This window comes from Nocardia sp. BMG51109, from assembly GCF_000526215.1.
In the GTDB taxonomy this organism is placed as follows: domain Bacteria; phylum Actinomycetota; class Actinomycetes; order Mycobacteriales; family Mycobacteriaceae; genus Nocardia.
The window spans coordinates 3,252,113-3,276,334 of record NZ_JAFQ01000004.1 but is presented as its reverse complement, the minus strand read 5'-3'; the positions used below and the strand labels follow the sequence as shown (position 1 = coordinate 3,276,334).

General features: G+C 71.2%; 22 protein-coding genes. 7 read left to right on the top strand and 15 right to left on the bottom strand.

Annotated features, from left to right (window positions below; translation table 11 throughout):
* Positions 1–584 precede the first annotated feature (584 nt).
* From tsaD to alr, 6 genes are all read right to left on the bottom strand, one after another.
* A complete protein-coding gene (gene tsaD, locus D892_RS0116260) occupies positions 585–1,637 on the bottom strand; it encodes a tRNA (adenosine(37)-N6)-threonylcarbamoyltransferase complex transferase subunit TsaD (RefSeq protein ID WP_024802258.1) in 1,053 nt (350 codons plus the stop codon).
* Complete coding sequence (gene rimI, locus D892_RS0116255) at positions 1,634–2,149, bottom strand: ribosomal protein S18-alanine N-acetyltransferase (protein ID WP_051499715.1); 516 nt, start codon at positions 2,147–2,149, stop codon at positions 1,634–1,636. Before rimI ends, tsaD begins: the two co-directional genes overlap by 4 nt.
* 103 nt (positions 2,150–2,252) lie before the next feature.
* Positions 2,253–3,029, bottom strand: coding sequence for a tRNA (adenosine(37)-N6)-threonylcarbamoyltransferase complex dimerization subunit type 1 TsaB (tsaB, locus tag D892_RS0116250; protein WP_024802256.1), 777 nt, complete (start codon positions 3,027–3,029; stop codon positions 2,253–2,255).
* Positions 3,030–3,105: 76 nt separating this feature from the next.
* Positions 3,106–3,552, bottom strand: coding sequence for a tRNA (adenosine(37)-N6)-threonylcarbamoyltransferase complex ATPase subunit type 1 TsaE (tsaE, locus tag D892_RS0116245; RefSeq protein ID WP_024802255.1), 447 nt, complete (start codon positions 3,550–3,552; stop codon positions 3,106–3,108).
* 213 nt (positions 3,553–3,765) lie between these two features.
* A complete protein-coding gene (locus tag D892_RS0116235; RefSeq protein WP_051499079.1) occupies positions 3,766–4,869 on the bottom strand; it encodes an alpha/beta fold hydrolase in 1,104 nt (367 codons plus the stop codon).
* The gene (alr, locus tag D892_RS0116230; protein WP_232236097.1) at positions 4,866–6,014 is read right to left on the bottom strand and encodes an alanine racemase; all 1,149 of its coding nucleotides are present in this window, start codon (positions 6,012–6,014) and stop codon (positions 4,866–4,868) included. Before alr ends, D892_RS0116235 begins: the two co-directional genes overlap by 4 nt.
* Before the next feature lie 164 nt (positions 6,015–6,178).
* On the opposite strand from alr, the gene D892_RS0116225 reads away from it, so the two are divergent.
* Positions 6,179–6,997: an SDR family oxidoreductase gene (locus D892_RS0116225; RefSeq protein ID WP_024802251.1), complete on the top strand. Its 819-nt coding sequence runs from the start codon at positions 6,179–6,181 to the stop codon at positions 6,995–6,997.
* A gap of 607 nt (positions 6,998–7,604) precedes the next feature.
* On the opposite strand, the gene D892_RS0116220 is transcribed toward D892_RS0116225, so the two are convergent.
* Complete coding sequence (locus D892_RS0116220; RefSeq protein ID WP_024802250.1) at positions 7,605–9,077, bottom strand: NAD(P)H-hydrate dehydratase; 1,473 nt, start codon at positions 9,075–9,077, stop codon at positions 7,605–7,607.
* 378 nt (positions 9,078–9,455) lie between these two features.
* Between D892_RS0116220 and D892_RS0116215 the strand changes: the two genes are divergently transcribed.
* A complete protein-coding gene (locus D892_RS0116215) occupies positions 9,456–9,884 on the top strand; it encodes a plastocyanin/azurin family copper-binding protein (RefSeq protein WP_036568935.1) in 429 nt (142 codons plus the stop codon).
* 273 nt (positions 9,885–10,157) lie between these two features.
* Here the strand turns inward: D892_RS0116215 and D892_RS45210 are convergent, their stop codons facing one another.
* Positions 10,158–10,718, bottom strand: coding sequence for a transglycosylase SLT domain-containing protein (locus D892_RS45210; protein WP_024802248.1), 561 nt, complete (start codon positions 10,716–10,718; stop codon positions 10,158–10,160).
* Between the two features lie 520 nt (positions 10,719–11,238).
* Positions 11,239–13,107 (bottom strand): glutamine--fructose-6-phosphate transaminase (isomerizing), encoded by a 1,869-nt coding sequence (gene glmS, locus D892_RS0116200; RefSeq protein ID WP_024802247.1) that lies wholly within the window; start codon positions 13,105–13,107, stop codon positions 11,239–11,241.
* Between the two features lie 459 nt (positions 13,108–13,566).
* Between glmS and D892_RS0116195 the strand changes: the two genes are divergently transcribed.
* The 4 genes from D892_RS0116195 (at position 13,567) to D892_RS0116180 (ending at position 17,504) form a co-directional block, all read left to right on the top strand.
* Positions 13,567–14,430 carry a dienelactone hydrolase family protein gene (locus D892_RS0116195; RefSeq protein WP_024802246.1) on the top strand — a complete coding sequence of 288 codons (864 nt, stop codon included), beginning with the start codon at positions 13,567–13,569 and terminating at the stop codon, positions 14,428–14,430.
* A gap of 236 nt (positions 14,431–14,666) precedes the next feature.
* Positions 14,667–14,978: a hypothetical protein gene (locus tag D892_RS0116190; RefSeq protein ID WP_024802245.1), complete on the top strand. Its 312-nt coding sequence runs from the start codon at positions 14,667–14,669 to the stop codon at positions 14,976–14,978.
* Positions 14,975–17,071 carry a WXG100 family type VII secretion target gene (locus tag D892_RS0116185; RefSeq protein WP_024802244.1) on the top strand — a complete coding sequence of 699 codons (2,097 nt, stop codon included), beginning with the start codon at positions 14,975–14,977 and terminating at the stop codon, positions 17,069–17,071. The genes D892_RS0116190 and D892_RS0116185 overlap by 4 nt, the downstream gene beginning before the upstream one ends.
* 79 nt (positions 17,072–17,150) lie before the next feature.
* Complete coding sequence (locus tag D892_RS0116180; protein WP_024802243.1) at positions 17,151–17,504, top strand: hypothetical protein; 354 nt, start codon at positions 17,151–17,153, stop codon at positions 17,502–17,504.
* Positions 17,505–17,569: 65 nt separating this feature from the next.
* Here D892_RS0116180 and D892_RS0116175 read toward each other — a convergent pair whose 3' ends face one another.
* Complete coding sequence (locus D892_RS0116175; RefSeq protein WP_024802242.1) at positions 17,570–17,878, bottom strand: DUF6802 family protein; 309 nt, start codon at positions 17,876–17,878, stop codon at positions 17,570–17,572.
* Positions 17,879–18,014: 136 nt separating this feature from the next.
* Entirely contained in the window at positions 18,015–18,212 is a 198-nt protein-coding gene (locus D892_RS0116170) for a PspC domain-containing protein (RefSeq protein ID WP_024802241.1), read from the bottom strand.
* Positions 18,213–18,580: 368 nt separating this feature from the next.
* Here D892_RS0116170 and D892_RS0116165 point away from each other — a divergent pair, with 368 nt between their 5' ends.
* The gene (locus D892_RS0116165) at positions 18,581–20,257 is read left to right on the top strand and encodes an ABC-F family ATP-binding cassette domain-containing protein (RefSeq protein WP_024802240.1); all 1,677 of its coding nucleotides are present in this window, start codon (positions 18,581–18,583) and stop codon (positions 20,255–20,257) included.
* Between the two features lie 317 nt (positions 20,258–20,574).
* Here the strand turns inward: D892_RS0116165 and D892_RS0116160 are convergent, their stop codons facing one another.
* Genes D892_RS0116160 through D892_RS0116145 form a run of 4 tightly spaced genes read right to left on the bottom strand, consistent with a single transcriptional unit; the run spans position 20,575 to position 23,987 of the window.
* Entirely contained in the window at positions 20,575–21,258 is a 684-nt protein-coding gene (locus tag D892_RS0116160) for a class I SAM-dependent methyltransferase (RefSeq protein ID WP_051499076.1), read from the bottom strand.
* Positions 21,255–22,235 (bottom strand): hypothetical protein, encoded by a 981-nt coding sequence (locus D892_RS43705; protein WP_156959528.1) that lies wholly within the window; start codon positions 22,233–22,235, stop codon positions 21,255–21,257. Before D892_RS43705 ends, D892_RS0116160 begins: the two co-directional genes overlap by 4 nt.
* Positions 22,222–23,667 carry a hypothetical protein gene (locus D892_RS0116150; protein WP_024802237.1) on the bottom strand — a complete coding sequence of 482 codons (1,446 nt, stop codon included), beginning with the start codon at positions 23,665–23,667 and terminating at the stop codon, positions 22,222–22,224. Before D892_RS0116150 ends, D892_RS43705 begins: the two co-directional genes overlap by 14 nt.
* Positions 23,664–23,987 carry a hypothetical protein gene (locus tag D892_RS0116145; protein WP_024802236.1) on the bottom strand — a complete coding sequence of 108 codons (324 nt, stop codon included), beginning with the start codon at positions 23,985–23,987 and terminating at the stop codon, positions 23,664–23,666. The genes D892_RS0116150 and D892_RS0116145 overlap by 4 nt, the downstream gene beginning before the upstream one ends.
* Positions 23,988–24,222: the final 235 nt, after the last annotated feature.

Here is a 24,222-nt window from a genome sequence, read left to right as displayed (position 1 = left end):
CGCATCGACGTCGCCGCCTCCGACTGCGTCCGCGATGCCCCGGGCCCGCATGAGCATGCCGCTCGCGCGCACCGCTCCAGTGCGGCCCTGGACGAGCCCATAGCCGCACAGTGTGCGGAACCGCAGTGCAGCCGAGACATTCGCAGTATGGGCCCGACAGCATCGCCATCGAGCAGCGGCCGTCCGCGAACGCAGACCCCTACAGCCGCGCGGCACCTGTCCGCCGGGGTTCGACGACCCGGGCCACGCCCGACAGGTCGGTGTCGCCCGCCTCCGAATCGGCACGCCGCCCACCCACACGCTCGCTCTCGTGCAGCCCCGGCCGAGGACGGCCGGACCCGCAGCGGCACAGGCTACTCGGAACCGGACCCGCAGCGGCACAGGCTACTCGGAATCGGTGTGCGGCTGGGATATTCGTGCGGTAGGGCGCTCGGCATCGTCACTGTCGCCGGTCGGCCGGTCGTGCTGTAGCGAGCGGCACCCGTGAGACGGGCGGCGAGGCCAACGGTGGGCGTGGGCCGGCCGGTTCCCACCTCTCGGGTCGATACGGCCGGCGCGCGAGCGTCGGTCCGGAGCCCTCCGGTTCAGCGGAGTTGGCTGGTGGAGACGGGGAGTCCGGGGTCGGTGGCGACGGTGAGGGCCGAGGGCTTGGCGCCGCCGCCGATCACGTGCGCGCCCAGGGCGGCGATCATCACGCCGTTGTCGGTGCACAGCCGCGGCTTGGGCACGCGCAGCGTCAGACCCGCTGCGGCGCAGCGCTCTTCGGCCATCGAGCGGATGCGAGAGTTCGCGGTGGCGCCGCCGCCGAGGACCAGCGTGCCGACGCCGGCGTCCCGGGCGGCGCGAACCGCCTTGGCGGTCAAGACATCCGCGACCGACTCCTGGAACGAGGCCGAGATATCCGCGACCGGCAGGTCGGCCCCTGTGCGCTGCGCCGCCTCGACATAGCGGGCGACCGCCGTCTTCAGGCCCGAGAAGGAGAAGTCGTAGCGCGCATCGCGCGGGCCGGTCATGCCGCGCGGGAACGCGATGGTGTTCGGATCCCCGTGTGCCGCGGCGGCATCCAGGGCCGGGCCGCCCGGGAAGCCGAGGCCCAGCAGGCGAGCCACCTTGTCGAAGGCCTCGCCCGCCGCGTCGTCGACCGTGCTGCCGAGTTCGACGATCGGTTCGGCCAGGTCGCTCACCTGCAGCAGGTGCGTATGCCCGCCGGACACCAGCAGGGCCACGCACGGCGGCATCGGGCCGTGCTCGAGGGTGTCCACGGCGACATGGCCGCCGAGATGGTTGAGCGCGTACAGCGGGATATCCCACGCCGCCGCATAGGCTTTCGCGGCCGCCACGCCGACCAGCAGTGCCCCAGCCAGGCCCGGGCCGATGGTCACCGCCAGCGCGTCGGGCCGGGATACCGCGGCGGCCGACAGGGCCCGCCGCACCGCCGGCACGATCGCCTCCAGATGGGCGCGCGAGGCGATCTCGGGCACCACGCCGCCGAACCGGGCGTGCTCCTCGACGCTCGAGGCCACCTCGTCGGCGAGCAGCTCGCAGGTACCCTTGTCCTCCGCCGCGTCGTCGGGGTGCCAGCGGACGACACCGACTCCGGTTTCGTCGCACGAACTTTCGATGCCCATGACGATCATGACCGGACCTCCGAGTCGCGCGGGACGCCCGGCCGCGGCAGTTCGGCCTCCCCCTGCGATCGCAGGAGGTCGTCGGCCGCCCGGCGGCGCATGGTGTAGGCGTCGGCGCCGCTGGGCTGGTAGTAGTTCCTGCGCAGACCGATGATGTGAAAACCGTGCTTCTCGTAGAGCGCGATCGCCGGGGCGTTGTCGGTGCGCACCTCGAGATAGACGGGGCCGCCGCGCTTTCCGGCCGCCGCCAGCAGCGCCCGCAGCAGGGTGGTGCCGATACCGCCGCGCTGCGCGCCCGGGTCGACACCGATCGTATGCACCTCGGCCTCGGGATCGCCGGGGGCGCCCAGCAGCGCGATACCGGCGTAACCGATCGCGCGGCCGGATTCGTCGCGGACCACCACGTAGTGGTTGTGCGCACCCGCCAGCTCGGACAGGAAGGCGACCTCCGGCCACGGATCGTCCTCGGGGAACAGCTTTTTCTCGAGTTCGGCGCACCGGGCGGCGTCCGCGGGACGCATCGGTTCGACGCCGCCGGCCGGCTCGCTCACGATGTCACCTCGCCGGCGCTAGCCGCCACCGCGCGCGAGGCGCGCTGTGTCGTTGGTTCGCTCGCAAGCTCGCTCACGACACCGCCCGATAACTGCGCTCGACCGCGTCGGGCCGGCGCAGGTACAGCGGGACCAGCGGTGCGGCGGCCGCCCGGTCCAGCACGTCGGTGGCCGCACAGCGCACCAGCCCGGCCGGCGACGGGGTCTCGACCGGCAGCACCGGCAGATCGAAGAGGTCGACGTGCGAGGCGGATCCGGCAATCACGGCCGATTCGCCCGGGTCCAGGTCGGCGGGCTTGTCTACGCCCGGACCGTCGGCTCGGCCGACCGCGCGCGCACTCGAATCGGCGGCGATCTCCCGCTCGGGCCGCGCGCGGTAGCGGGCCCAGTACACCTCGCGGCGGCGCGCGTCGGTGACCACGAGCAGCTCGGATTCGCCGATGGTGGCGATGCCGCGCCCGCCGCCGTCGGTGATCTCCTGCCAAGCGTCGGCGGCGATCGCATCCAGGCTGCACACGCCGTACACCGGCAGGCCGAGGGCGTCGCCGAATGCGGCGGCCGTCGCCATTCCGACCCGCAGCCCGGTGAACGGGCCGGGACCGATTCCGGCGACCACGGCATCGAGGTCGGCCCGGGCTACCTCGGCCGCGTCGAGGCATTCGAGGATCTGCGGCGTGAGCACCTCGTTGTGGGCGCGCGCGTCGACGGTGACCCGGGTGGCCAGGGTCCGGATCCGGGGCGCCGTTGCCGAAACGTGCGGCTGCCGATCGTCCTCGGCGGCAGCCTGCTCCAGTTCCACCAGACCTGCGGTGACGGCAGGCGTCGCGGTGTCGACGGCGAGTACAAGCATGATTGGGTCAACGATACCGGGTGGTCATCTTGCGGATAGCACCCCGCCGCCGACCGTCTACGAGATCACACCGAGGTCAGGACGACTCGATCCACGCCCACTCGGCCGTGCGTACCTCGGATTCCGATTCGCGCCGGAGCAGCACCCGCAGATGCCGGTCGGCGAGGTGCTCGACCACCCCGAGACCCCATTCGACGACGACCACCGCATCGTCCAGGTCGGTGTCGAGATCGAGGGCGTCCAGCTCGTCCAGGTCGCCGCCGAGCCGGTAGGCGTCGACGTGCACCATCGCGATCGCACCCGGCCGCGGGCCCGCGCGATGCTGCCTGGCGATGATGAAGGTCGGCGAGCTGACCCGGCCCTCGACACCGAGCCCCGCCGCGATGCCGCGGGTGAGCGCGGTCTTGCCGGCGCCCAGCGGACCGTCCAGCACCACCAGATCGCCGGGCCGCAGATCGTCGGCCAACTCCCGGCCCAGCGCCTCGGTGTCCTCGACCGTCGACAGCACCCGCTGCTCCGTCACCGGCCGCCTCCCGCGCAGAGCCGCCCCTCCGGCACGAGCGCAGGGGCCCGGTCCGCCATCGGGCCGCGGCCCTCCTTCGTCGCCGCGGTGACCCGTCCGGCCGCCGCACGGACGCGCGCGATCGTCACCCCCGCGACGCACTCGAACGGCTCGGCCGCATGCGCCGTTCGCGGCATACCTTCTGCCGCAATCGCTCTCGGTGCCGTTCGACACTCACCCACGGGCCGCCTCCCGGTCGTCTCGGTGTTCGGCGTCCAGCATTCCGCTGCGGATCAGCAATCGGTCCAGCGCCGCGGCGACCAGTTCCGGGTATTGCAGATGCACCATGTGGGCGGCGTCGGTGACGCGGACCAGGTCGGCATCGGGCAGCTGCCGGGCCAGCGCCCGGGAGTTGCGGAACGGGATCACCAGGTCGTGCGCGCCGCCGAGCACCAGCGCGGGCAGCGGGGCGAGGGTGGGCAGCGCGGCCGACTCGTCGTGCAGCTCCAGGGCTTTCAGGAATTTCACGATCGTCTCGACCGGGGTGCGGTCGATCATCGAGGTGGTGAACCGGGACAGGGTCGGGCTCACGTCCCCGTGGAACGAACTGACGTGCAGGATCGGTGTGATCACGTGGCCGGCGGTGACCCGGCTCGCCTGGACCAGCGCCGGCGCGGTGTGCACCGCCATCCGGAACCCGTCGAGGGCCGGATTGCGCAGCAGCTGTGCGACACCGGCGGAGGTGACCTCGGCGGCCGCGGTGGACAGCAGCGCCACGGCGCGCACCCGCTCGGTGAACAACCGCGGAAACTGCGCGGCGGCCGCCAGTACCGCCATACCGCCCATGGAATGTCCGGCCAGCATCAGCGGGCCGTCCGGCACGCACTCCGCGAGCACCGCCTCCAGGTCACGGCCCAGCTGCGGGACGGTGCAGCTCGCGGTGCTCGGCGTTCCGGAGCGGCCGTGCCCGCGCAGGTCGAAGAACACCATCCGAACCCGTGGGCCCCACAGCTTTTCGAGATCGCGGCGCTGAAAGTGGAACGACTCCATGCTGTTGCAGAAGCCGTGCACGAAAACCACTGTCGCCGGGGCGTCGTCGGGACCGCAGACGCGCACCGCCAGCGGTACGCCGTCGTCGGTCACCACCGTGACCGCCCGGTCCCGGTCCAGCAGGGCGAAATCCTCGTCGCGCAGATCGTCGCGGCGGGCAGGCCAGCGCACCGCGGCACCCGCCCGGCGCAGCGCATGCGCCCCGGCCAGGGCGCTCAGCGCCCCCGCGGCGGCGATACCGCCGCGGAACAAGGTGGATCGAAAGCCCTCCGGCCGTACGGATTTCATAAACCGCCCTCGTGCTGTGCGACATCGCCCACATAGCGTCGCACGACCCGCCCGCGCGGGGAACAGACGATCTCGTAGTGGATGGTCCCGAGCAGGTCCGCCCACCGCTGCGGATGCGGTTCGCCGGGCCCGAACAGCACCGCGGTATCGCCCTCGCGGACCTCGGCGGGATTCTCGCCCAGATCGACCACCAGCTGATCCATGCACACCCGGCCGACACCGGGGTACAGCGTGTCTCCGATGCGCACCGCGAGGCGACCGCCCAGCGGCCGGAAGACACCGTCGGCGTAGCCGGCCGGGATCAACGCGACCGTGGTGGCGCGCGGCGCGATCCACTCGTGGCCGTAGGAGACGCCCTCCCCCGCGGCCACCTGCTTGACCAGCGCGACCCGGGCCCGGAACGTCATGGCCGGGCGCAGGCCGAAATCGGAGATCCCCGGGACCGGTGACAGCCCGTAGACGGAGATCCCCGGACGAACCATGTCGAACGCCAGGTCCGGGCGGGTCAGCGTCGCCGCCGAATTGGCCAGGTGCACCAGTTCGGGCTGTAGGCCGTACTCCTTGGCGGTGGCGATGGCCTCCAGGAAGGTGGCGCGCTGCCGGTCGTTCGCCGGATGCTGCGGCTCGTCGGCGCAGGCGAGGTGGGAGAAGATCGCCCGCAACCGCACCACCCGCTCGTCGACCAGGTCGCGCAGCAGCGCGAGCACCCGCGGATATTCGGTATCGGAGATGCCGTTGCGGTTCAGGCCCGTATCGACCTTCAGTGTCACGGTCGCGACGATGCCGCTCGCGCGGGCGGCCCGCGCGACCGCGCACAGGTGGGCCACCGACGACACGCCGATCTCGATATCGGCGGCGATGGCCGCGGCGTAGTCGGCGTCGGAGGTGTTGAGCCAGCTCAGGATCGGCGCGTCGATTCCGGCGGCGCGCAGCCGCAGCGCCTCGGCGATCGTGGTGACGCCCAGTTCCGCCGCCCCGGCCGCCAACGCCGCCCGCGCGACCCGCACCGCACCGTGGTTGTAGCCGTCGGCCTTCACGACGACCATCACCGCGGCGTCCCCGGCGTGTTCGGCCAGGATCCGCACGTTGTGCGCGATGGCATCCAGGTCGATAACGGTTTCCACCTGCGGGTCGGCACTACTCACGGCTACCGATCCTGCCACTCGCGCGGATCGGCGCGGCGAAGGCTTCCGCGAGCGCGGGAAAAACTCTTGCTTGGAGTGGACTCCAGGTCGTTAGCGTGGTGCACGGGCATCGGAGCCACTCGAACCACGAGCATCGGCACAGGCCACGAAGCAGAGGAGACCACATGAGCAAGGTCTGGTTCATCACGGGCGTCTCGCGCGGGTTCGGACGGGAGTGGGCGCTCGCGGCGCTGGAGCGGGGCGACCGGGTCGCCGGGACCGCCCGCGATCTCGGAACCCTCGACGACCTCGTGGCGAAGTATCCGGACACGTTCCTGCCGCTGCGGCTGGACGTGACCGACCGGGACCGCGACTTCGCCGCCGTCGAGCAGGCCGCGGAGCATTTCGGGCGGCTCGACATCGTCGTCAACAACGCCGGGTACGGACACTTCGGCATGATCGAGGAACTCACCGAGGACGAGGCGCGGGCCCAACTGGAGACCAACGTGTTCGGGGCACTGTGGGTGACGCAGGCGGCGCTGCCGACCCTGCGCGCCCAGGGCAGCGGGCACATCATCCAGGTGTCCAGCATCGGTGGCATCAGCGCGTTCCCCGGCGTCGGCGCCTACAACGCGTCGAAGTGGGCGCTGGAGGGGTTCTCGCAGTCGCTGGCGCAGGAGGTGGCCGGTTTCGGCATCCACGTGACGCTGATCGAGCCCGGCGGGTTCGGCACCGACTGGGCCGGACCGTCGGCCCGGCACAGCGCGCGGAACGCGGCCTACGACCACGTCTGGGAGAAGCGCACGCAGAATCGTGCCGCACAACAGATCGGTGATCCGGCGGCCACCCGCGCCGCGATCCTGACGGTGGTCGACGCCGAGCAACCGCCGCTGCGCACCTTCCTCGGCGCCGCCCCGCTCACCGTCGCGACGGCCGATTACGAGTCGCGGCTGGCGCAGTGGCGCGAATGGCAGCCGGTCGCGCAAGCCGCCCAGGGCAACTGACGCCTCCGCGGCCGCGAACACACCGCGAAACTGTCTGGGGCGCACCGACTCCTGACAGGTCCGAGAGCGGGAAAACGGGTGAGCGAACTCACGCCGTAACGGCGGGCGCACCGGGCCGGCGCCGTAATCGGCCGACCCGACCACTCGGCGCGGGCGGCGCCCCCGGGTTCCCGGCTCCGCCTGCCGGACGGGAAACGCCGCGTTTGTCGCGGGCTTCCGGCGCCACCACGAGCCGGGACGCCCGCCACCCGGTACGCCCGGTTCGAGTGGCCATTTCGCCGCTCTGAATGACGCGGCGGGACACCGCGTGAGCGAGCCGTCCCGAAACCGACGGGGCCTCAGGCGAACTCGGCAAAGCACGCAGGGTCCGAAACGGCGGGCCTCGAACGAACTCGACAAAAGCACGCAGACCCCGAAACACCGGGGCCTCAGGCGAACTCGGCAAAGCAGGCAAAGACCGAAATGCCCGGGCCTCAGGCGGATTCGGCAAAGTACGGAGAGTCCGGAATGTCGGGGCTCGAGCGAACTCGGCAAGAGGACGCAGAGTCCGAAACGCCGGTCCTCGAACGAACTCGACAAAAGCATGCAGAGACCGAAAGCCCGGGCCTCAGGCGGATTCGGCGAAGGTGCGCAGGGTTCGGATTGCCGGGCGGATGTGCTGGAACAAGGGGCTTGCCGAGATGGGGGCTCCGGCATCACCGCCGTGGGCGGCGGGAATGTCACTGCCGTGGGCGGCGAGGTTGGCGGCCAGGGTGTGTACGCGGGCCGCGGCCGCAGCGGCCCAGGACGGGTCGTGGCCGTTGGCCAGGAGAGCGCCGAGGATGCCGGACAGGACGTCGCCCGAACCCGCCGTCGCGGCCCAGGAGCCGCCCGCCTCGTTGACCAGGACCGGGCGGCCCGGTCCGGCGACGAGCGTGGCGCGGCCCTTCAGCAGGACCGTGACCTGCCATTTCTCGGCGAGTTCGCGGACCGCGCCGACTCGGTCCGGGCCGGGCTCGTGGCCGGTCAGACGCGCGAATTCGCCGGCGTGGGGGGTGAGCACGGTGGGCGCGCCGCGGCCGGTGACCAGGGACGGATCGCCGGCCAGCAGCGTGAGCCCGTCGGCGTCCACCACCACCGGCAGATCGGTGGCCAGGATCTCCGACAGCCGTTCGCGGGCAACGTCGTCGGTGCCGGCGCCGGGGCCGAACACCCAGGCCTGCACCCGTCCGGTCGCCGAAACCGACTCGGCGGCAATGACCTCCGGGAAGCGGTCGAGCACATCGGCCGCGGCGGTTCCGGCGTACCGGACCATGCCGGACGTCGCGGCCACCGCTCCCCCGGTGCACAGCACGGCCGCACCCGGGTATCGCGCACCGCCGGCACAGATTCCGACGACGCCCTGGGTGTACTTGTCGTCCGCCGCGCCCGGCACCGGCCAGTGCGCACCGATCGAAACGGGTTCCAGGGCAGCCAGACTCGGCTCGGGCAGCTCGAGACCGATGGGGACCAGCTCGATTCGGCCGCACCACGGCGCCGCCAGCACGTGCACCGGCTTGTAGGCGCCGAAGGTCACCGTGACATCGGCACGGACCGCCGGCCCGTCCACGGCACCCGTATTCGGGTCGACACCGCTGGGTAGGTCGGCGGCGACGATCGGCGCCCGGACCGCCGCCACCAGCTCCGCCGCGCGTGGGCGCAGCGCACCGCGACCCGAGATGCCCACGATGCCGTCGACCACCAGGTCCGGCGAACCCAGACCCTCGGTGATGCGGCCACCGGTATTCCGCAGCGCCGCAAGACCTGTCGCGTGCGCTCGCTCCGGCGACAGCAGCACCGCCGACACCGCGACCCCGCGCCGCCGCAGCATCGATCCGGCCCACAGCGCGTCACCCCCGTTGTCACCGGATCCGACCAGCAGCGTCACCGACCGTCCGGCGACACCCCCGGTCCGCTCGCGCAGTTCGGCGGCGACGACGCGAGCCAGCCCGTAGGCCGCCCGCCGCATGGGCACCCCCTCGGCGACGCGCTCGAACAGTGCGGCCTCCGCCGCCCGGACCTCGTCGACGGTGAAGTATCCGCGGACCGCCGCTGCGGCCATCTTCGCCTCCTACCCGCCCGCCGCGACAGCACGGGCCCGATCGGTCATCCGCACGAGTGCAGCGATCATCCGCACGAGTGCAGGGTACGCCCGCCCGGTCGCACGGGACCGAGCCTCCGCGCCGCACCGGACACGCCGGGGCGACGAACCGTACGCCGCAGTACGGCGTGACTGCGGTACACGCCCCACACACCACGGGAGATTCCGATGTCCGGACACCACCGGCACACACGCACCCACCGGACCACGGCCGCATCGCACGACACAGTGCCGCGGCGGGTGCCGGACCGACCGCACGGCCCGAGTTCCGCCACGCGATCCGCGCGGATCCGCACCGCGTCCGCCGCAGCGCATCGGCCGCTCACTACGCTGGCCCGCATGTCGACCGGCTCATCGGGCGCGGTATCCGCGCGCATCCTCGTCGCCGTCGTTGCGGCGGCGGGCATTCTGCCGGCCGGCTGCGGCTCGAACGATTCCGGCAAATCCGCACCCGACCGGCCGGCGGCTTCCGCCGCCTACGGCTCGGCGGCCCCGACCACCGACACGCCCCGGGCGGCGACCACGATCCGGGTCGACGATATGGCGTTCTCGCCGGCCTCGGTCACCATCGCCACAGGCGAGACGGTCACGTGGCAGTTCTCCGACAAGGTGCCGCACGGCGTGCAGGGCATCGGCGACTCGGCGATGGGCGTCGACAGCCCCATTCTCACCGAGGGCGAGTGGAGCCACACCTTCCCGACCCCCGGCACCTACCGCTACCTGTGCCCCCTGCACCCGAGCATGCGCGGCACCATAACCGTCCGATAAGCGGCCCGCCCACCTCCGGCCGAACGCGGGACGATCCCGGCATGAGGCCGGACGGTATCCGCGGGGTGACGGCACGTCCGCGTCGGCGACGTGTTGCGGCAAGGCCCACCGCGCCGGTTCGGCTACGGGCTCGGCCCGACACCCCCGCGGTATCGCTGGGAATGCCTGGGTAACCGCCCCGGTCGGTCGAAGGCTATGGGTCCCGGACGGTGTCGACATAGCCGGTCGTGCCGGCGGAGTGCCGGATGCGCCGGAACAGAACGGCCCAGCGGATCAGTACGCCGAATTGACGCTATCGATCGAACCGTAGCGGTTGGCGGCGTAGTTGCAGGCCGCGGCGATATTCGCGACCGGGTCGAAGATGTCCCACGAGGTGCCCTCCACGTGGAAGGCGGCGAAGGTCGGGTCGATGACCTGCATGAGCCCCTTGGACGGGATACCGGCCGCCGCATTGGAGTCGTAGAGGTTGATCGCGGCCGGATTTCCGCCGGATTCCCGCATGGCGTTGCGGTAGATCCCGTCGTAACTGGCCGGAATGCCGCGCTGGTCGAGGATGTACAGGGCGTTGCGGATCCAGCCGTCCAGGTCGTCCGGGAAGACCGGCGGCAGCAATTGCGGAATCGGCTGCGGCATCGGCCGGATGAACTGCTGCAACTGGTCCTGCTGCGGCTGCGGCAGTTGCTGCTGCCACTGCCCGGCCTGCTGCTGTAGTTGCTGCGCGGGTTCCTGCAGCTCGGGTGGTACGCCGGCAACGGGAGTTTCGGCGTTGGCCTGCGCCGGTACGGCGACGACGGCGGCAAAGGCGGCGAGCGGCAACAGTTTTCGTACATGCATGGTGAACGTGCTCCGACAGCGCGGCAGTACCCGGCGCCGATCAGAGGGCCGATCCACGTCGTCGCTGCGCTGTTTCTGTTGTTCGTTGCGGGATAGGGAGATTCAGTTGTCCGCGGTCGGAACGCGGTGCACTGCGCGCCGGTTCGAGGCCGGCGACGAAGGCGGGGCCGTGGCGGTGGGCAGGCGCATGAGCGTGATCACCACACGCGGTGAATGGACTTGCGGTCCGTTCCCTGGCACATCACAGACTGATTGCGGAAGGTGAACATAAACTGAACTAGAAATGAACTGAAGGTTCTATTTTTCTGAGAGAACTCGTAGGAACAGTGCTTATCGAGTTCTCCGTCACGTCGAGGGCCGATCACAATCCGATATAGCCTTCGGGGATCAACCGTTTGCCCGAGCACTGCGGAGCCGGGTCGGGATGATGTTCCGGTCCGGTGGACGACAGGTGGCCGCCGCGGGCCACCTCCGAGCGGCAGCGCGACGAGGCGGGCCTCCGCCTCGACGACGGCCGCGATTATTCGACGGTGACCGACTTCGCCAGATTGCGGGGCTTGTCGATGTCGTACCCGCGCGCCTGCGCCACCTCGGCGGCGAAGACCTGCAACGGAACCGTCGACAGCAACGGCTGGAAAAGCGTGGGGGCCGCGGGGATCTCGATGAGATGATCGGCGAAGGGGCGCACGGTGTCGTCACCCTCCTCCGCGATGACGATCGTCCGGGCGCCGCGGGCCTGAATCTCGCGAATATTGCTGAGCAGCTTGGAGTGCAGCACCGCGCGGCCCTTCGGCGAGGGCATCACCACGATCACCGGCAGGCCGTCCTCGATCAGCGCGATCGGGCCGTGCTTGAGCTCACCGGCGGCGAAGCCCTCGGCGTGCATGTACGCCAGCTCCTTGAGCTTGAGCGCGCCCTCCAGCGCCACCGGGTAGCCCACGTGGCGGCCCAGGAACAACACGGTCGGCACCTGCGCGAACCGGCGGGCGATCGCGCGCACCTGCGGCGCCGTCTCCAGCACCCGCTCGACGAGCTTCGGCATCGCCTCCAGCTCCCCGAACTCGCGCGCCACCTCGTCCGGGTACTTGGTGCCCCGGGCCTGCGCAAGCGCAAGTCCGACAAGGTAATTGGCGGTGATCTGGGCCAGGAACGCCTTGGTGGAGGCCACCCCGATCTCGGGACCGGTGCGGGTGTAGACCACGGCGTCGGCCTCGCGCGGAATCTGCGCGCCGTTGGTGTTGCAGATGGCCAGCACCCGCGCCTTCTGCTCCTTGGCGTGCCGCACCGCCTCCAGGGTGTCGGCGGTCTCGCCGGACTGCGAGATCGCCACCACCAGCGTGGAACGGTCGAGAACCGGGTCGCGGTAACGGAATTCGCTGGCCAGCTCCACCTCGACCGGCACCCGGGTCCAGTGCTCGATCGCGTACTTGGCGAGCAGGCCGGCGTGATACGAACTGCCGCAGGCGACCACGAACACCTTGTCGAACTCGCGCAGTTCCTGTTCGGCCAGCCGCTGCTCGTCCAGCATGATGCGGCCGTTCGCGAAATGCCCGATCAAGGTCTCGGCGACACCGGCCGGCTGCTCCTCGATCTCCTTGAGCATGAAGTAGTCGTGACCGCCCTTCTCGGCGGCGGCCAGATCCCAGTCGATCGTGAACGGGCGCGTCCGCACGCCCTCGGTGTCGCCGTCGAAATCGGTGACCGTGTACGTGTCCGCGGTGATCACGACGGCCTGGTCCTGGCCCAGTTCGACCGCCTCGCGGGTGTGCTCGATGAACGCCGTGACATCGGAGGCGATGAACATCTCGTCCTTGCCGACGCCCACCACCAGCGGTGTCGAGCGGCGCGCGGCGACGATCGTGCCCGGATGGTCGGCGTGGGTGAAGACCAGCGTGAAGGCGCCCTCGAGCCGGCGCAGCACGGCCAGCGCGCTGGCGACGAAATCGCCGGCGGTCGGGCCGGCGGCACAGGCCCGCGCGACCAGATGCACCGCGACCTCGGTGTCGGTGTCGCTGTGCAGCTCCACCCCGGCGTCCTCGAGTTCACCGCGCAGCGGGGCGAAATTCTCGATGATGCCGTTGTGCACCACCGCCACCTTGCCGGAGGCGTCGCGGTGCGGGTGCGCGTTGCGATCGGTCGGGGCGCCGTGGGTGGCCCAGCGGGTGTGGCCCATGCCGGTGGTGCCGGCGAACCGGGCCGCACCCGCCTCGGCCAGCTCGGACTCCAGATTCGCCAGCCGCCCCGCCTTGCGCTCCACCGCGATGGTGCCCGCGCCGCCCAGGATCGCCACTCCGGCGGAGTCGTACCCCCTGTACTCCATGCGGCGCAGCGCGTCCACGACGACGCCGAGCGCGTCCCGGTACCCGACGTAGCCCACGATTCCGCACATGGTGCCTCAGCGTACTTGGAGCCGATGCCGGCAGCGACGGGACCGGAGGCGCCGCGTGTGAGCCGGACCGCGGCCTGCTCGCAGCCGCTCGAACGGGGCGGCAAGACGTCACGTTCGCGCAGGCCCGGCACGGATCCGGCCCGATTCGGCCGAGGTGGCGCAGCTGCGCACCGACGCCCGGAAACGACACCCGTTCCCGACGCCGGGCCGGACGCTTCATCGACGCTCGTCCGTCCTCGCACGGCAGCCGGTCGTGTACTTCACCGCGACCGGACCGCCGTCTCGTCCCGCGGAGGCACGCGCCGCCCGGATCCGTTCCGCCTCGGCCCACCCGGGTGGACGACGCCGCCCCGAGACAAGCGGCCGAGACCCGCGGCGGGCAGGTTCGGCCGAACCGCCGGCGATTCCGCGAGCGGGCGAAACACCGCAGGAGGGCGTTCATCGGTTAAGTTCGACCACGTGTCGGCGTCTGTGAAATCGCTTCTGAGCACCCTCAGCACACCCGGTCCGCACCGGGTCGTGCGCGGCAATCTCGGCATCGCCGGGCAGCCCGGGGTGGTGTTCGCCCCGCAAGAGGGACGCAATCTGCCCGCGGTCGTATTCGGGCACGGCTGGCTGGCCGGTGTCGGCAACTATCGAAAGTTGCTGGAGCACCTGGCATCCTGGGGTTTCGTCGCGGCCGCACCGGACACCGAGCGCGGGCCGCTCCCGTCCCACCTGAACCTGGCGACCGATCTGCTCACCACGCTCGACATCTGCACCGGGGTGCGGCTCGGCGACGGCTCGCTCAGCGTGCACCCCGACAAGCTGGCATTCGCCGGGCACGGCATGGGCGCCGGGGCCGCGGTGATCGCCGCCGCGCGGCGCCCGGTCGCCGCCGTCGCGGCCCTGTTCCCGTCGCCCACCGCCCCCAGCGCGGAATCCCTCGCCGCCGATATCGAGGCCCCCGCGTTCATCCTGGCCGGCACCGACATCGACTCGCTCAGCTGCAATGCCGTCTCCCTCGCCGCGGCCTGGGGCGGGCCGTCGGTCCTACGCACGGTCGACAAGGCGACGCACAACGGCATCGTCGAGGGCCGGCGGGCACTGGCCGCACTGGGTGCGGCGAAGTACGAGGCGAAGACCGACCGGACCGTGCGCGGCCTGCTCGTCGGCTACCTCAGCCATCAGCTGCTGGGCGACAAGAAGTACCAGGCGTTCGCCGACCCCGAGGAGACCATCCCGCACACCGAACTCGTCGACCCCGAGGCGGCGCTGGCGGCAGAGCCGGAGAAACCGTCGAAACTGCAACTACTTCAGGCGGTCCAGACACTGCGGAAGTGAGCGCCGCGGGCGAGCCCGAAAATGTGCAGCGGCCTGGCCGGAATCTGTCCGGACCGGTCAACGGATTGCCGCCCTCCGCCCCGGGCACCGTGATACACCTTGCTCGGGGCCTCGGGCCGGGTCTGCCGCGCCGGAGCCTGGCAGGCCGAGTGGCGGGTCTGTCATGATCGGGGGGCCGAAAGTCCGTCCGCGGAGGTCGGCTCTCCAGGGACCGAATCGGGGATGAGGAGGGGGCCGTGCTGATCGACCCGCAGTCCGTGCTGAACATGGCGCGCACGATCGCGCCCGCGAGCGAGGCGACGCGCGATCACGCGGCGCAGATCGCGGCCGCCGGCTTCGACGCGGCCCATGCCGGTCAGGACTATCAGGATCAGGGGAACAAGCTCGCGGCGGGCGTCGAGGGGATCGTCACCATGCTGCAGTCGTGGTCCGCGGCCTCCGGTGCGACGGCGGAGGCCATGCGGCAGGCCGCGACGGCCGCCACGGCGACGGAGCAGGACAGCGGCGCCCGGATCGAGAACGCCGCCGGCGGGCCTGGCCCGGCATGACCGATCCGCAGCGGTACGCATCGGACTACCAGCGAGACCTCGGGTCGGCGCGGCAGTCGCTGGAACGATTCCTTCAGGAGGACGGCCGCAACGTCTTCGACCAGAAGATCTGGAGCGATACCACCAGGGCCACCGGTCCGGACGTCGCAAGCCTCCTGGACACCGCCGCACCCGGGTTGCAGTGGTTCGAGCGGGCGCTGATCCGGTACCACCGGTGCCGCGACGTGGGCCTGGACGGCTTCGACGATTTCCCGATCCCGCCCCTGAGCGTCGTCGGCGAAGAGATCGGCGGCGAGACGATCCACACCGGCGGCGACCCGGGCGAGGAGCTGCGGCGGCTGGAGGGCCGATGGTACGACCAGCAGCGCAGCATGAACCTCGACAGCCTGCGCACCCTGTCGGCCGCGCTGCGGGCGGCCTCCGCCGGCACCGGCGCGCAGCCTTCGGCGAATGACATCACCACGGATCTGAACGGCGTGGCCCAGGCCGTGCCGGAGGTCTGGCAGGGCCGGGCCGGTGCGGCTGCGCAGGACCACTTGGCCGGGTTCCACGCCCATGCCGACCAGCAGGCGCAATACCTGCGGGCGGTGTCGGCGGCGTTGACCGGGCTGCCGGAGGTGCTGCTGCAAATCGTCAGGGACAAGGCGAATTTCGTCGCCGGGTTCGACAGCCCGCAGTGTCCGGTGGCGGCGCACGCCATGCGCCTCGACGGCGCGGAGGACCCGGTGAGCACCCTCATCACCGTGGCGGCCGAGAGCACCACCTGGGGCTATCTGCACGGCAAGCAGAACACCACGGCCGCCCAGCAATTGAACCTGCCGTCGGTCGGCCCGGGCTCGGACGAAGGTTCTCAGCGCATCCGCGACGCCTGCAAGCAATGGCTGACCGAGCACTTCCGCCCCGCGGTTCAGGAGGCGTTCAAGGCGTTCGTCCATCAGTGCGCCCTCGCCGACTACTACATTCGCCAGGCCTACAAGCCGGTGACCGATCTGCTGGACAGCCACGAACCGGCACCCTTTCCCACGCCGGCCGGTCAGCAACCGCCCGCGCCCGGCCCGAGCACACCGGCCACATCGACACCGGCAGACAGCAGCACGGCTACATCGACACCACCCCCGAGCAGCACGGCCGCACCAGCACCGGCCGACAGCGCCCCGGCCGCATCGACACCAGCCCCCAGCAGCACGGCCGCCCCCAGCGACCGGGCCGCACCGACACCGGAGTCGCCGACATCCGCGTCGAGCGCCCCGGCCGCGGCCACGCCGTCCTCGATTACCCCCACGTCCGCACCGGCATCGCCGGGCCCCGGAATGCCGGATCTCGGTTCGGCGCTGTCGGAAGCGAGCCGGCTGTCGAGCCTCGGACAGGCGCTGGGCCAACCGGTGACACAGGGACTCGGCGCGCTGTCGGATGATATTCAGCAGGGCGTCGGGGGAATCCTGGGACAGCACAACGCATCTCAACACGATCCGGCCGATCCGGGCGAAGGCGCGGCGGCGCCGCACGCCCGTCCGTCCGCCGAATTCGACTTGGCGGGAAAGCATCTGAAGATCGATGCGGGCGCGCACGGCGCACTCGAGGTGTCGGTGTCCGGCGCCGACGGCACGGACAAGACCTACGAGTTGAAGCTCGACGAGCACGGCATGCCGATCATCTCGACCGAGGACGAGTCTCCGCACGATCCGGAGAAGCACGATCCGGAGAAGGACGAGACGGATCCGGTGCGCGACGATGAGCACCCGGACGACCGGCAACGGCCCGACCAGAAGTCGGACGACGCGGCGCAGGGCACCCAGGACCGGCAGCCGGTGGACCACGGCCGGCACCACGAGCCCGATCAGCCCGTCCCGGAGAACCGGGCGCCGAACGACCGGTCCCCCGCCGACCGGCCCCACCAGCCCGAAGATCGACAGGAGCCCGGCACGCGGTCACCGCAAGACACTCCCGGCCCGGCACACCAGCAGTCCCCGCCACCCGGCCCGGTGCCGGCGGCCGGTCCGCGGCCCGAGGCCCGGGACCAGCGCGCCGCACCACCGGCACCGCCCACGCCGCCCGACAGCGGAGCCGAACTCGCCGAAGCGGGCCCGTTGTAGATTGTCCTGCCCGGCCGTCGAGGCCGGGTGCACGAGGCGATCGAGATATGGCAGCCGATATCGGGACGGGCGAGCACAGATGGACTACCAGGCCGAGATGGACCGGATCCTCGCCGAGTACGGCGCGGCGACCCGCGAGGTCCGCGGCGAATTCCTCGCGGCCGACGAACGGACGAGCCGCGGCGGCGCCGCCGTATTCGACGATCTCCGGCAGGAGCTGAACCGGCAGGCGCATCCGGAAACACCGGAGGAGGCGGCGGCCCGGGAGGCCCGGGACGAGCGCGACCGGTTGCTGCGCGAGACCACCGAACGAGCGAGAACCGAGGCCGAGCCGCGGCACGCCCGGGAGACCTACGTCCTGCCGACCGATTGGACGGAGGAGGACGAGGCCCGCATGGAGGGATACGGCCCGCCGGACACCTGGCTGCGCTGAGCCCCTGGCTCCGGGCAGCGCTGAGATCACCGGCGCGCAGGCGCTCGGCTCGGCGGGCCGCCGACCTACTTGCCCAGTTCCCCCTGGTCGGTCCGGACCCACTCGCTGGTCCCATCCGGATGCTGATGGAACTCCCACGCGCCGTACGCGCCGTCGCTGTCGATGACGCTGACGTGGTCGGCGATTCCGTCGTGGTTGGTGTCGGTCCAGATGTCGGTACCGCCCGGGCCCTGGACGGATTCGGTGTCGGGGATGCCGTCGGCGTCGATGTCCTGAGTGGGATGGTGGAGTTCGACGGCGCCGAGGCCGCCTAGGTCGGAGTGCGCATCGACGTCCGGCAGGTTCAGACCCGGCAGATCGTCCGATGTCATCATGAGCGGCTCCTCGAGGGGCGTACAGCGAATGTCGCTCCATCCTGACATCCGCGCACCCCCTCGCGCAGCCCTCCTGTGGACAACCCGGGCCGCGCGAGCGAGATCACGCCCGAACCTGTGGATAACCGGTGGCGCCTCACGCCTTCGGAATGACCACCCACAGGATGAGATACAGGATGAACTGCGGGCCGGGCAGCAGGCACGACAGCACGAACAGCAGCCGCACCACCGTGGAACTCCAGCCGAAGTACTGCGCGAGGCCGCCGCAGACGCCGCCGATCCACTTGTCGTTGCGGGGCCGGGTGAGGCGGCGGGTAGGGGCGGGGGCGGTCATGTCGTTCTCCTTCTCTCGATATCCGTACCACCACTGTGCGTCCACTCGCCCGCCGCGAGCATCGGGCGCCGGACCGATCCGCACCCTGATTTCTCCGGGCCCGGACTCAGGGTCGAACCCCGAGCACGGCAGACTCATGGCCGTGTGCGACCGAAAACCAGGTGCGCGCGACGCACGAGCGCGGGCAGGATGCAGCCGTGCAGCACGTCGCCCCCACGGGCCCGCCGTGACGGAACCATCGGCACAGCGCGCCGCCCGCACGATGGCGGCGAGCCTCGGCGAGGCGGCATCGTGAACGAGCTTGCGAGCGAACCATCGGCACAGCGCACCGGGCGCAGGGTGATGGCGAACGCCAGCGAGGCGGCATCGTGAGCGCCACGCTGCACGCACGCGGGCTGGCGGCCGGTCACGGCGACCGCGCGCTGTTCGGCGATCTCGATCTCGTGCTGGCGCCGGGTGACGTGATCGGTCTGGTCGGGATGAACGGCGCCGGAAAATCGACGCTCCTGCGGATGCTGGCCGAGGGTAGCGCGCCGGCCGGCGCCATCACGCTCAGCCCGCCCGGGGCGAACGTCGGATATCTGGCCCAGGAACCCGAACGCGTTCCGGGCGAGACGGTGCTGAGTTTCCTGGCCCGGCGCACGGGAGTCGCCGCGGCACAACAGATCATGGACGCCGCCGCGGAACGCCTCGCCGCGGACGTACCGGCCGATTCCGGTACGGACACCGACGACTACACCCCCGCCCTGGACCGCTGGCTGGCGCTCGGCGGAGCCGATCTGGATCAGCGCGCCGCCGAGGTGGCGGTGGAGCTGAATCTCGCCGACGGTCTCCCGGACGGCCTGGATACCCCGATGACGGCATTGTCCGGCGGTCAGGCCGCCCGCGCCGGGCTGGCGTCGGTGCTGTTGTCCCGCTTCGACATCCTGCTGCTCGACGAGCCGACCAACGACCTCGACCTGGACGGACTGGCCCGGCTGGAACGCTTCGTCACCGGCGTGCGGGTGCCGCTGATGGTGGTCAGCCACGATCGGGAGTTCCTGGCGCGCACCGTGAATCGGATCGTCGAGCTGGATCTGGCGCAGCAGCGGGTGGGCCAGTACGACGGCGGGTACGAGTCGTACCTGGCCGAACGCGAGGTCGCACGGCGGCACGCCCGCGAGGCGTACGAGGAGTACGCCGACACCAAGGCGGCCCTGGAGGCCCGCGCGACGACGCAGCGCAACTGGATGGAGCACGGCGTGCGCACCGCCCGCCGCAAGGCCAGGGATCCGCGCAAGGTGGACTCCGACAAGGCCGGTCGCAAGATGCGCGCCGAATCGACCGAGAAGCAGGCGTCGAAGGTGCGGCAGACCCAGCGGCGCATCGAACGGCTGGAGGAGGTCGCGGAGCCGCGCAAGGAGTGGGAGCTGCGGATGTCGATCGCCGCGGCGCCGCGCAGCGGATCGGTGGTCGCCACCGTGTCCGGCGCCACCGTCGCCCGCGGCGGTTTCACGCTGGGACCGGTGACCACGCAGGTGGATTGGGGCGACCGCATCGTGCTGACCGGCGCCAACGGCTCCGGGAAGTCGACGCTGCTGGCGTTGCTGCTGGGAAAGATCCACCCCGACACCGGATCCGCCGTCCTGGGCTCCGGTGTGGCCGTCGGCGAGGTGGACCAGGCGCGCGGGCTGTTCCGCGGATCCACCACGCCCGCCGAGGCTTTCGGCGCCGAGGTGCCGGACTGGCCGGAGTCCGATGTCCGCACGCTGCTCGCGAAGTTCGGGCTGCGCGGCTCACAGGTATTGCGCGCCAACGACACTCTCTCGCCCGGTGAACGCACCCGCGCCGCCCTCGCGCTGTTGCAGGCGCGCGGTGTGAATCTGCTCGTCCTCGACGAACCCACCAACCACCTCGATCTGCCCGCCATCGAACAGCTCGAGGAGGCGGTCGAATCCTTCACCGGCACACTGCTGTTGGTGACCCACGACCGCCGCATGCTCGACGGCGTGCGCGCCACCCGCCGCTGGCGGATGGACAGCGGGCTGCTGGTCGAGGACCACTGAGGTTCGCAGCCTCGACCTACATGAGCCGCTCCACAACGCAACCAACGAGTTTCGACATCGCCGGCGGTCTCAGCTGACCCACACGCCGATCCAGTTCCACCACACGACCCACGAGTTTCCACAACGCCCGCGCACCCGCCAGACCAACACACCAATCCAGTTCCACCACACGACCCACGAGTTTCCACAACGCTCGCGCACCCGCCAGACCGACACACCAATCCAGTTCCACCACACGGCCAACGGGTTTCGTTTATCGGTAGCCGGTTCCGAAGTGCCCCGGATACCGATTCGGTCGGCCGATAATCGAGGCCGATCTACCGGTGCCGCCCCTCACCCGCCTCGTAGACCTCGGGTTTCGAGTGCGCTCCTTCCGGCGGCTTGTGCCACACCAGGGAATAGCGCCAGAACACCAACCGCCGCACCCGGACTCCGGGAAGCAGCGGCTCCGCGGTACGCCGGACCTGCCGCGTGGTCAACGGCGGGTCGAGGACCACCGGCATCGCCGAGTCATCGCCCTTCGCACACCACCGGCCCCGGCCCAGGGTGCGCAGCACGAAGAACACTCCGGCCAGGACCCGTTGGCCGATGATCGCCAGCAGCTCGATCGGCAACTCTCGCAGGTCGTGTCGCGGCAGCGCGACCGCCGCCAGCACGCCGCCCGGCCGCAGCGCGCGAGCCAGCACGGGAAGCACCTCGTCCAGCGGAACGTGATGCAGCGCGGTGACCGACACGATCGCGTCGTACCCGTCGTCCGGCAGCGGCCAGTCTCGTACGTCGCCGAGAATGCAGGTGACATTGCCGGGCACGGACCGCAGCGCCTTGTCGATCATCTCCGGGGAGCGGTCGAGCGCATCGACGTACTCGGCCCGCCGGGCGAGTTCCGCGGCGAACGCACCCGTGCCGCAGCCGACGTCCAGTACGCGGCGGCAGCGCCGCGGCAGGCGGCGGAGCAGGTACGGGTGATAGAAGGCGTTGTGGCTCCAGGTGAACACGGTCATCCGGCGTTGATGGCGGCGATCAGCGTGCGGTTGGCAACGGTCTGGGTGGTGACGATCTGGGTGAAGGAACTCGGTTCCTTCTCGGGCTCCTGCTGGGTGAGCCGGACCTCCCACTGGCCCTGCTCCCCCGCACGGGTGATCTGCACGCAGTAGCGGGTCCCCACCGGCACCTGGTTGATACCGCGCTGAATCTGTTCGGCCGGTGGCACATTCGCGTCGTCGACGACCACCGCGCGCGCCGCGAAACCGGAGCGCTGCACGTAGTAGGCGCGCTCGAAGGCGAGGATGGCGTCGGGGCCGTTGCCGGTGCCGCCGGGATCGGTACCGGAGACGACGTCGGCGGTGCGGCGCTGCTCGCAGCCGTCGGCGGCGAAGGTCGCCGGTTGGCTGGTCGTCGGTTCGCCGGTCGTGCTCGGCGGCGCGGCCGTGCGGGCCGGAACGCCCTGCACCGCCGTCGTCGCGGCCGCCGTGGACGGGGTCCGGTCGCGGGTGGTGTGGATGACGGTCAGCACGATCGAGACCACCACGATCGCCAGGCCCGCCATGATCAGCGCGGCGACCACCTTGTCGGCGACGCGACCCTCCACGCGCCGCCGCCGCGGATGCCGCATCCGCGGGCCGGGATTGCCGCCGGACCGATCGATGACCGCCGGAATCGACACCGGGTCGTCGTCGCCGGTGTCGTCGTCGGCCAGCCGGTCTTCCGGATCGGGCCGCCGGACCGCGACCGACCCTTCGCGTGGCGGCGGCAGCGGATCCAGCCACTGCTCCCAGTCACCCGATTGGTACGACGGACCGTCGGCCTCCGGTAGCGAATCGGGATCTTCCACCGGCGGTGGCGGCCGACGGCGCCGCGCACCGCGACGGCCGGGCCGCCGCCGCTTGGATTTGCGGGCCGGCATCCGCACCATCGGCAGCCCCAGATCGAACGGATTGCCGTCCTCCGGGGTCGGGTCGCCAGGGTTAGATCGTGTCATCGCCGAAGTCGCCGATGACGGCGGCCGGAACAGTCTCGTCGCCGATCATGGCCGGCACCGTCACCCCCAGCTGCCCGTCACCGCGCGGCTTGTGGTCGTCATCGTTGCCCGAGGGCGGCGGCAGCGCGAGGCCGCCCGCCGCACCCGGCGGAACGCGATGGTCGGGCTCCGCGGGCGCCGGGGCGGCCGACGAATCGTTCGGCGCGGCGACGCTCGGCGGAATGGCGGGCGAGGGCGTCGACGGCTCGGGGACCGGCTTGACCTCGGCCCGCTCCGGTGCGCCGGGCGCGCCCGGCGACGGTGGAATGACCGACGCACCCGGCCCGGTGCCGGACGGCACCGACGGTGTCGCCCCCGACTGACCGGATTGCCCGGTGCCACCGCCGAAATCGAACAGCTTGTTGGATCCGCCGCCGCCCTCGGAGGTGCCGTTGTTCGCGCCCGGATTGATGGCCTCGGTGATCGCCTTGTCCGCCGACGCCGCCACCGTATCCATGGCGTGCGTGCCGACCTCGGCGATCTTGTCGATCAGATGCGTGCCGATATCGACGCCGGCGCTGATGGCCGTGGTACCGACCTGCACGCCCGCCGCGATCAACGCCTGCTGCAACTGCATCTGGGCGGCCAGGGCCGGATCCATCGGCTGCCCGGGGACCTGGCCCGGCATCCCGTACTGCCCCGGGGCCATCTGGCCCGACTGACCGGGCATCAGCCCGCTGGGCGCCGTCCCGTACTGCCCGGTGCCGTATTGCCCGGTGCCGCCGTACCCGGGCGGAGACCAGGACTGCTCGGGCGGGGACCAGCGCGTGCTGCCGCCGGAATCGTCGTCCTCGGCCGCGACCTCCTTCGGCGAGGTGACCGTCAGCGGCCCCATCTCGTCCAATCGCCGGGTGTGGTCGTCCATTTCGGTGCGCGCCGCCGTGACCGTGCCGATGGCATCCCGCAGCGCCCGGGTGGCGCGCGCGATCACGGCATCGGTGTCGGGGGCCGAATTGGCGTTGTCCAGAATGATTCGCGCATCACCGCGGAAATCCTCGATGATCCGGTCGACCCGGCCGGCGGCGCGCGCACTGGTGGACTGCGCGTCGGCCAGCACCGACAGGTAGGCCGGGCCCCGGTCGGAGATGTCGCCGATCTCGGTCTGCGTGGTGCGCATGGCCGGAACCCCCGCATCGGAGGCGGCGCCGGACCACGTCGACTCGATGGCATGCAGCCCGTCGCGGTGCGGGAATTCCGTGGACGCGGCCTGTTCCGAGGCGTTGGCCAGGGCGGCGGAGATCGCCTCGTCCGGCACGCCGGCACCGGTGCCGAGGGAGGCGCGCAGCGCCAGCATCGGCTCCACCAGCCGCGCCACGATCGGCGGGTCGCCGCCGGGTGCGGATATCGTTGCGGGGGCGGCCGACTCGGTCGGCCGGGTTCCGACGCGCCTCATGCCAGCGCCTCCCCGGTCCTGGTCATATCCGCCACCGCTCCGGACTCGCTGTGCTGGACGGACGCATCCAGCCCGCGCAGCACCTCGCCGTAGGTGGAGACCAACCGGCCCGCGGTGGACAGGGCCTGTGCATGCTCGGACACCGCCGCGGTGAACCGCGCCGCGAAATCGGCGCCGAGCATCCCCAGATCAGCCGTCAGCTTCTCCGGGTTCACCGCACCCTCGGCGACGGCCGCAGCCGACGCCAGCTGTTGCGACACCGTATCCGCGATAGTGGTGTAGGCGGCCATCGCCACCGGATCGAGCTTCAGCGTGTTCACTGTTCCCCCTCACGGAAACCCAAGCTCTCGCTGTCGCATCATAATTCGGACTCCACCATACTTCGCGGTCCCGAACCATGCGCCCCGATCCCACGGATGGGCTCCGGGCGTCCGTCGAGGTTACCGCCTCGTCGCAGCTCACGCACGTGCTACCGATCGGTGAGCGAGACCGTTTCCGCGCGGCGGCCGGGATCGACCCTGGTACGTACGTACCGGAGCCGCACCGGTTTTCGGC

Bases quoted from the DNA above. Each gene is read 5' to 3' on its own strand.
- D892_RS43705 (WP_156959528.1), bottom strand. From the start codon at position 22,235: ATGACACGATCTAACCCTGGCGACCCGACCCCGGAGGACGGCAATCCG.
- D892_RS45210 (WP_024802248.1), bottom strand. From the start codon at position 10,718: ATGCATGTACGAAAACTGTTGCCGCTCGCCGCCTTTGCCGCCGTCGTC.
- D892_RS0116160 (WP_051499076.1), bottom strand. From the start codon at position 21,258: ATGACCGTGTTCACCTGGAGCCACAACGCCTTCTATCACCCGTACCTG.
- tsaD (WP_024802258.1), bottom strand. From the start codon at position 1,637: ATGATCGTCATGGGCATCGAAAGTTCGTGCGACGAAACCGGAGTCGGT.
- tsaB (WP_024802256.1), bottom strand. From the start codon at position 3,029: ATGCTTGTACTCGCCGTCGACACCGCGACGCCTGCCGTCACCGCAGGT.
- D892_RS0116235 (WP_051499079.1), bottom strand. From the start codon at position 4,869: ATGAAATCCGTACGGCCGGAGGGCTTTCGATCCACCTTGTTCCGCGGC.
- D892_RS0116150 (WP_024802237.1), bottom strand. From the start codon at position 23,667: ATGAGGCGCGTCGGAACCCGGCCGACCGAGTCGGCCGCCCCCGCAACG.
- D892_RS0116225 (WP_024802251.1), top strand. From the start codon at position 6,179: ATGAGCAAGGTCTGGTTCATCACGGGCGTCTCGCGCGGGTTCGGACGG.
- rimI (WP_051499715.1), bottom strand. From the start codon at position 2,149: ATGCGTCCCGCGGACGCCGCCCGGTGCGCCGAACTCGAGAAAAAGCTG.
- D892_RS0116170 (WP_024802241.1), bottom strand. From the start codon at position 18,212: ATGACCGCCCCCGCCCCTACCCGCCGCCTCACCCGGCCCCGCAACGAC.
- D892_RS0116220 (WP_024802250.1), bottom strand. From the start codon at position 9,077: ATGGCCGCAGCGGCGGTCCGCGGATACTTCACCGTCGACGAGGTCCGG.
- D892_RS0116215 (WP_036568935.1), top strand. From the start codon at position 9,456: ATGTCGACCGGCTCATCGGGCGCGGTATCCGCGCGCATCCTCGTCGCC.
- D892_RS0116180 (WP_024802243.1), top strand. From the start codon at position 17,151: ATGGACTACCAGGCCGAGATGGACCGGATCCTCGCCGAGTACGGCGCG.
- D892_RS0116185 (WP_024802244.1), top strand. From the start codon at position 14,975: ATGACCGATCCGCAGCGGTACGCATCGGACTACCAGCGAGACCTCGGG.
- D892_RS0116175 (WP_024802242.1), bottom strand. From the start codon at position 17,878: ATGATGACATCGGACGATCTGCCGGGTCTGAACCTGCCGGACGTCGAT.
- glmS (WP_024802247.1), bottom strand. From the start codon at position 13,107: ATGTGCGGAATCGTGGGCTACGTCGGGTACCGGGACGCGCTCGGCGTC.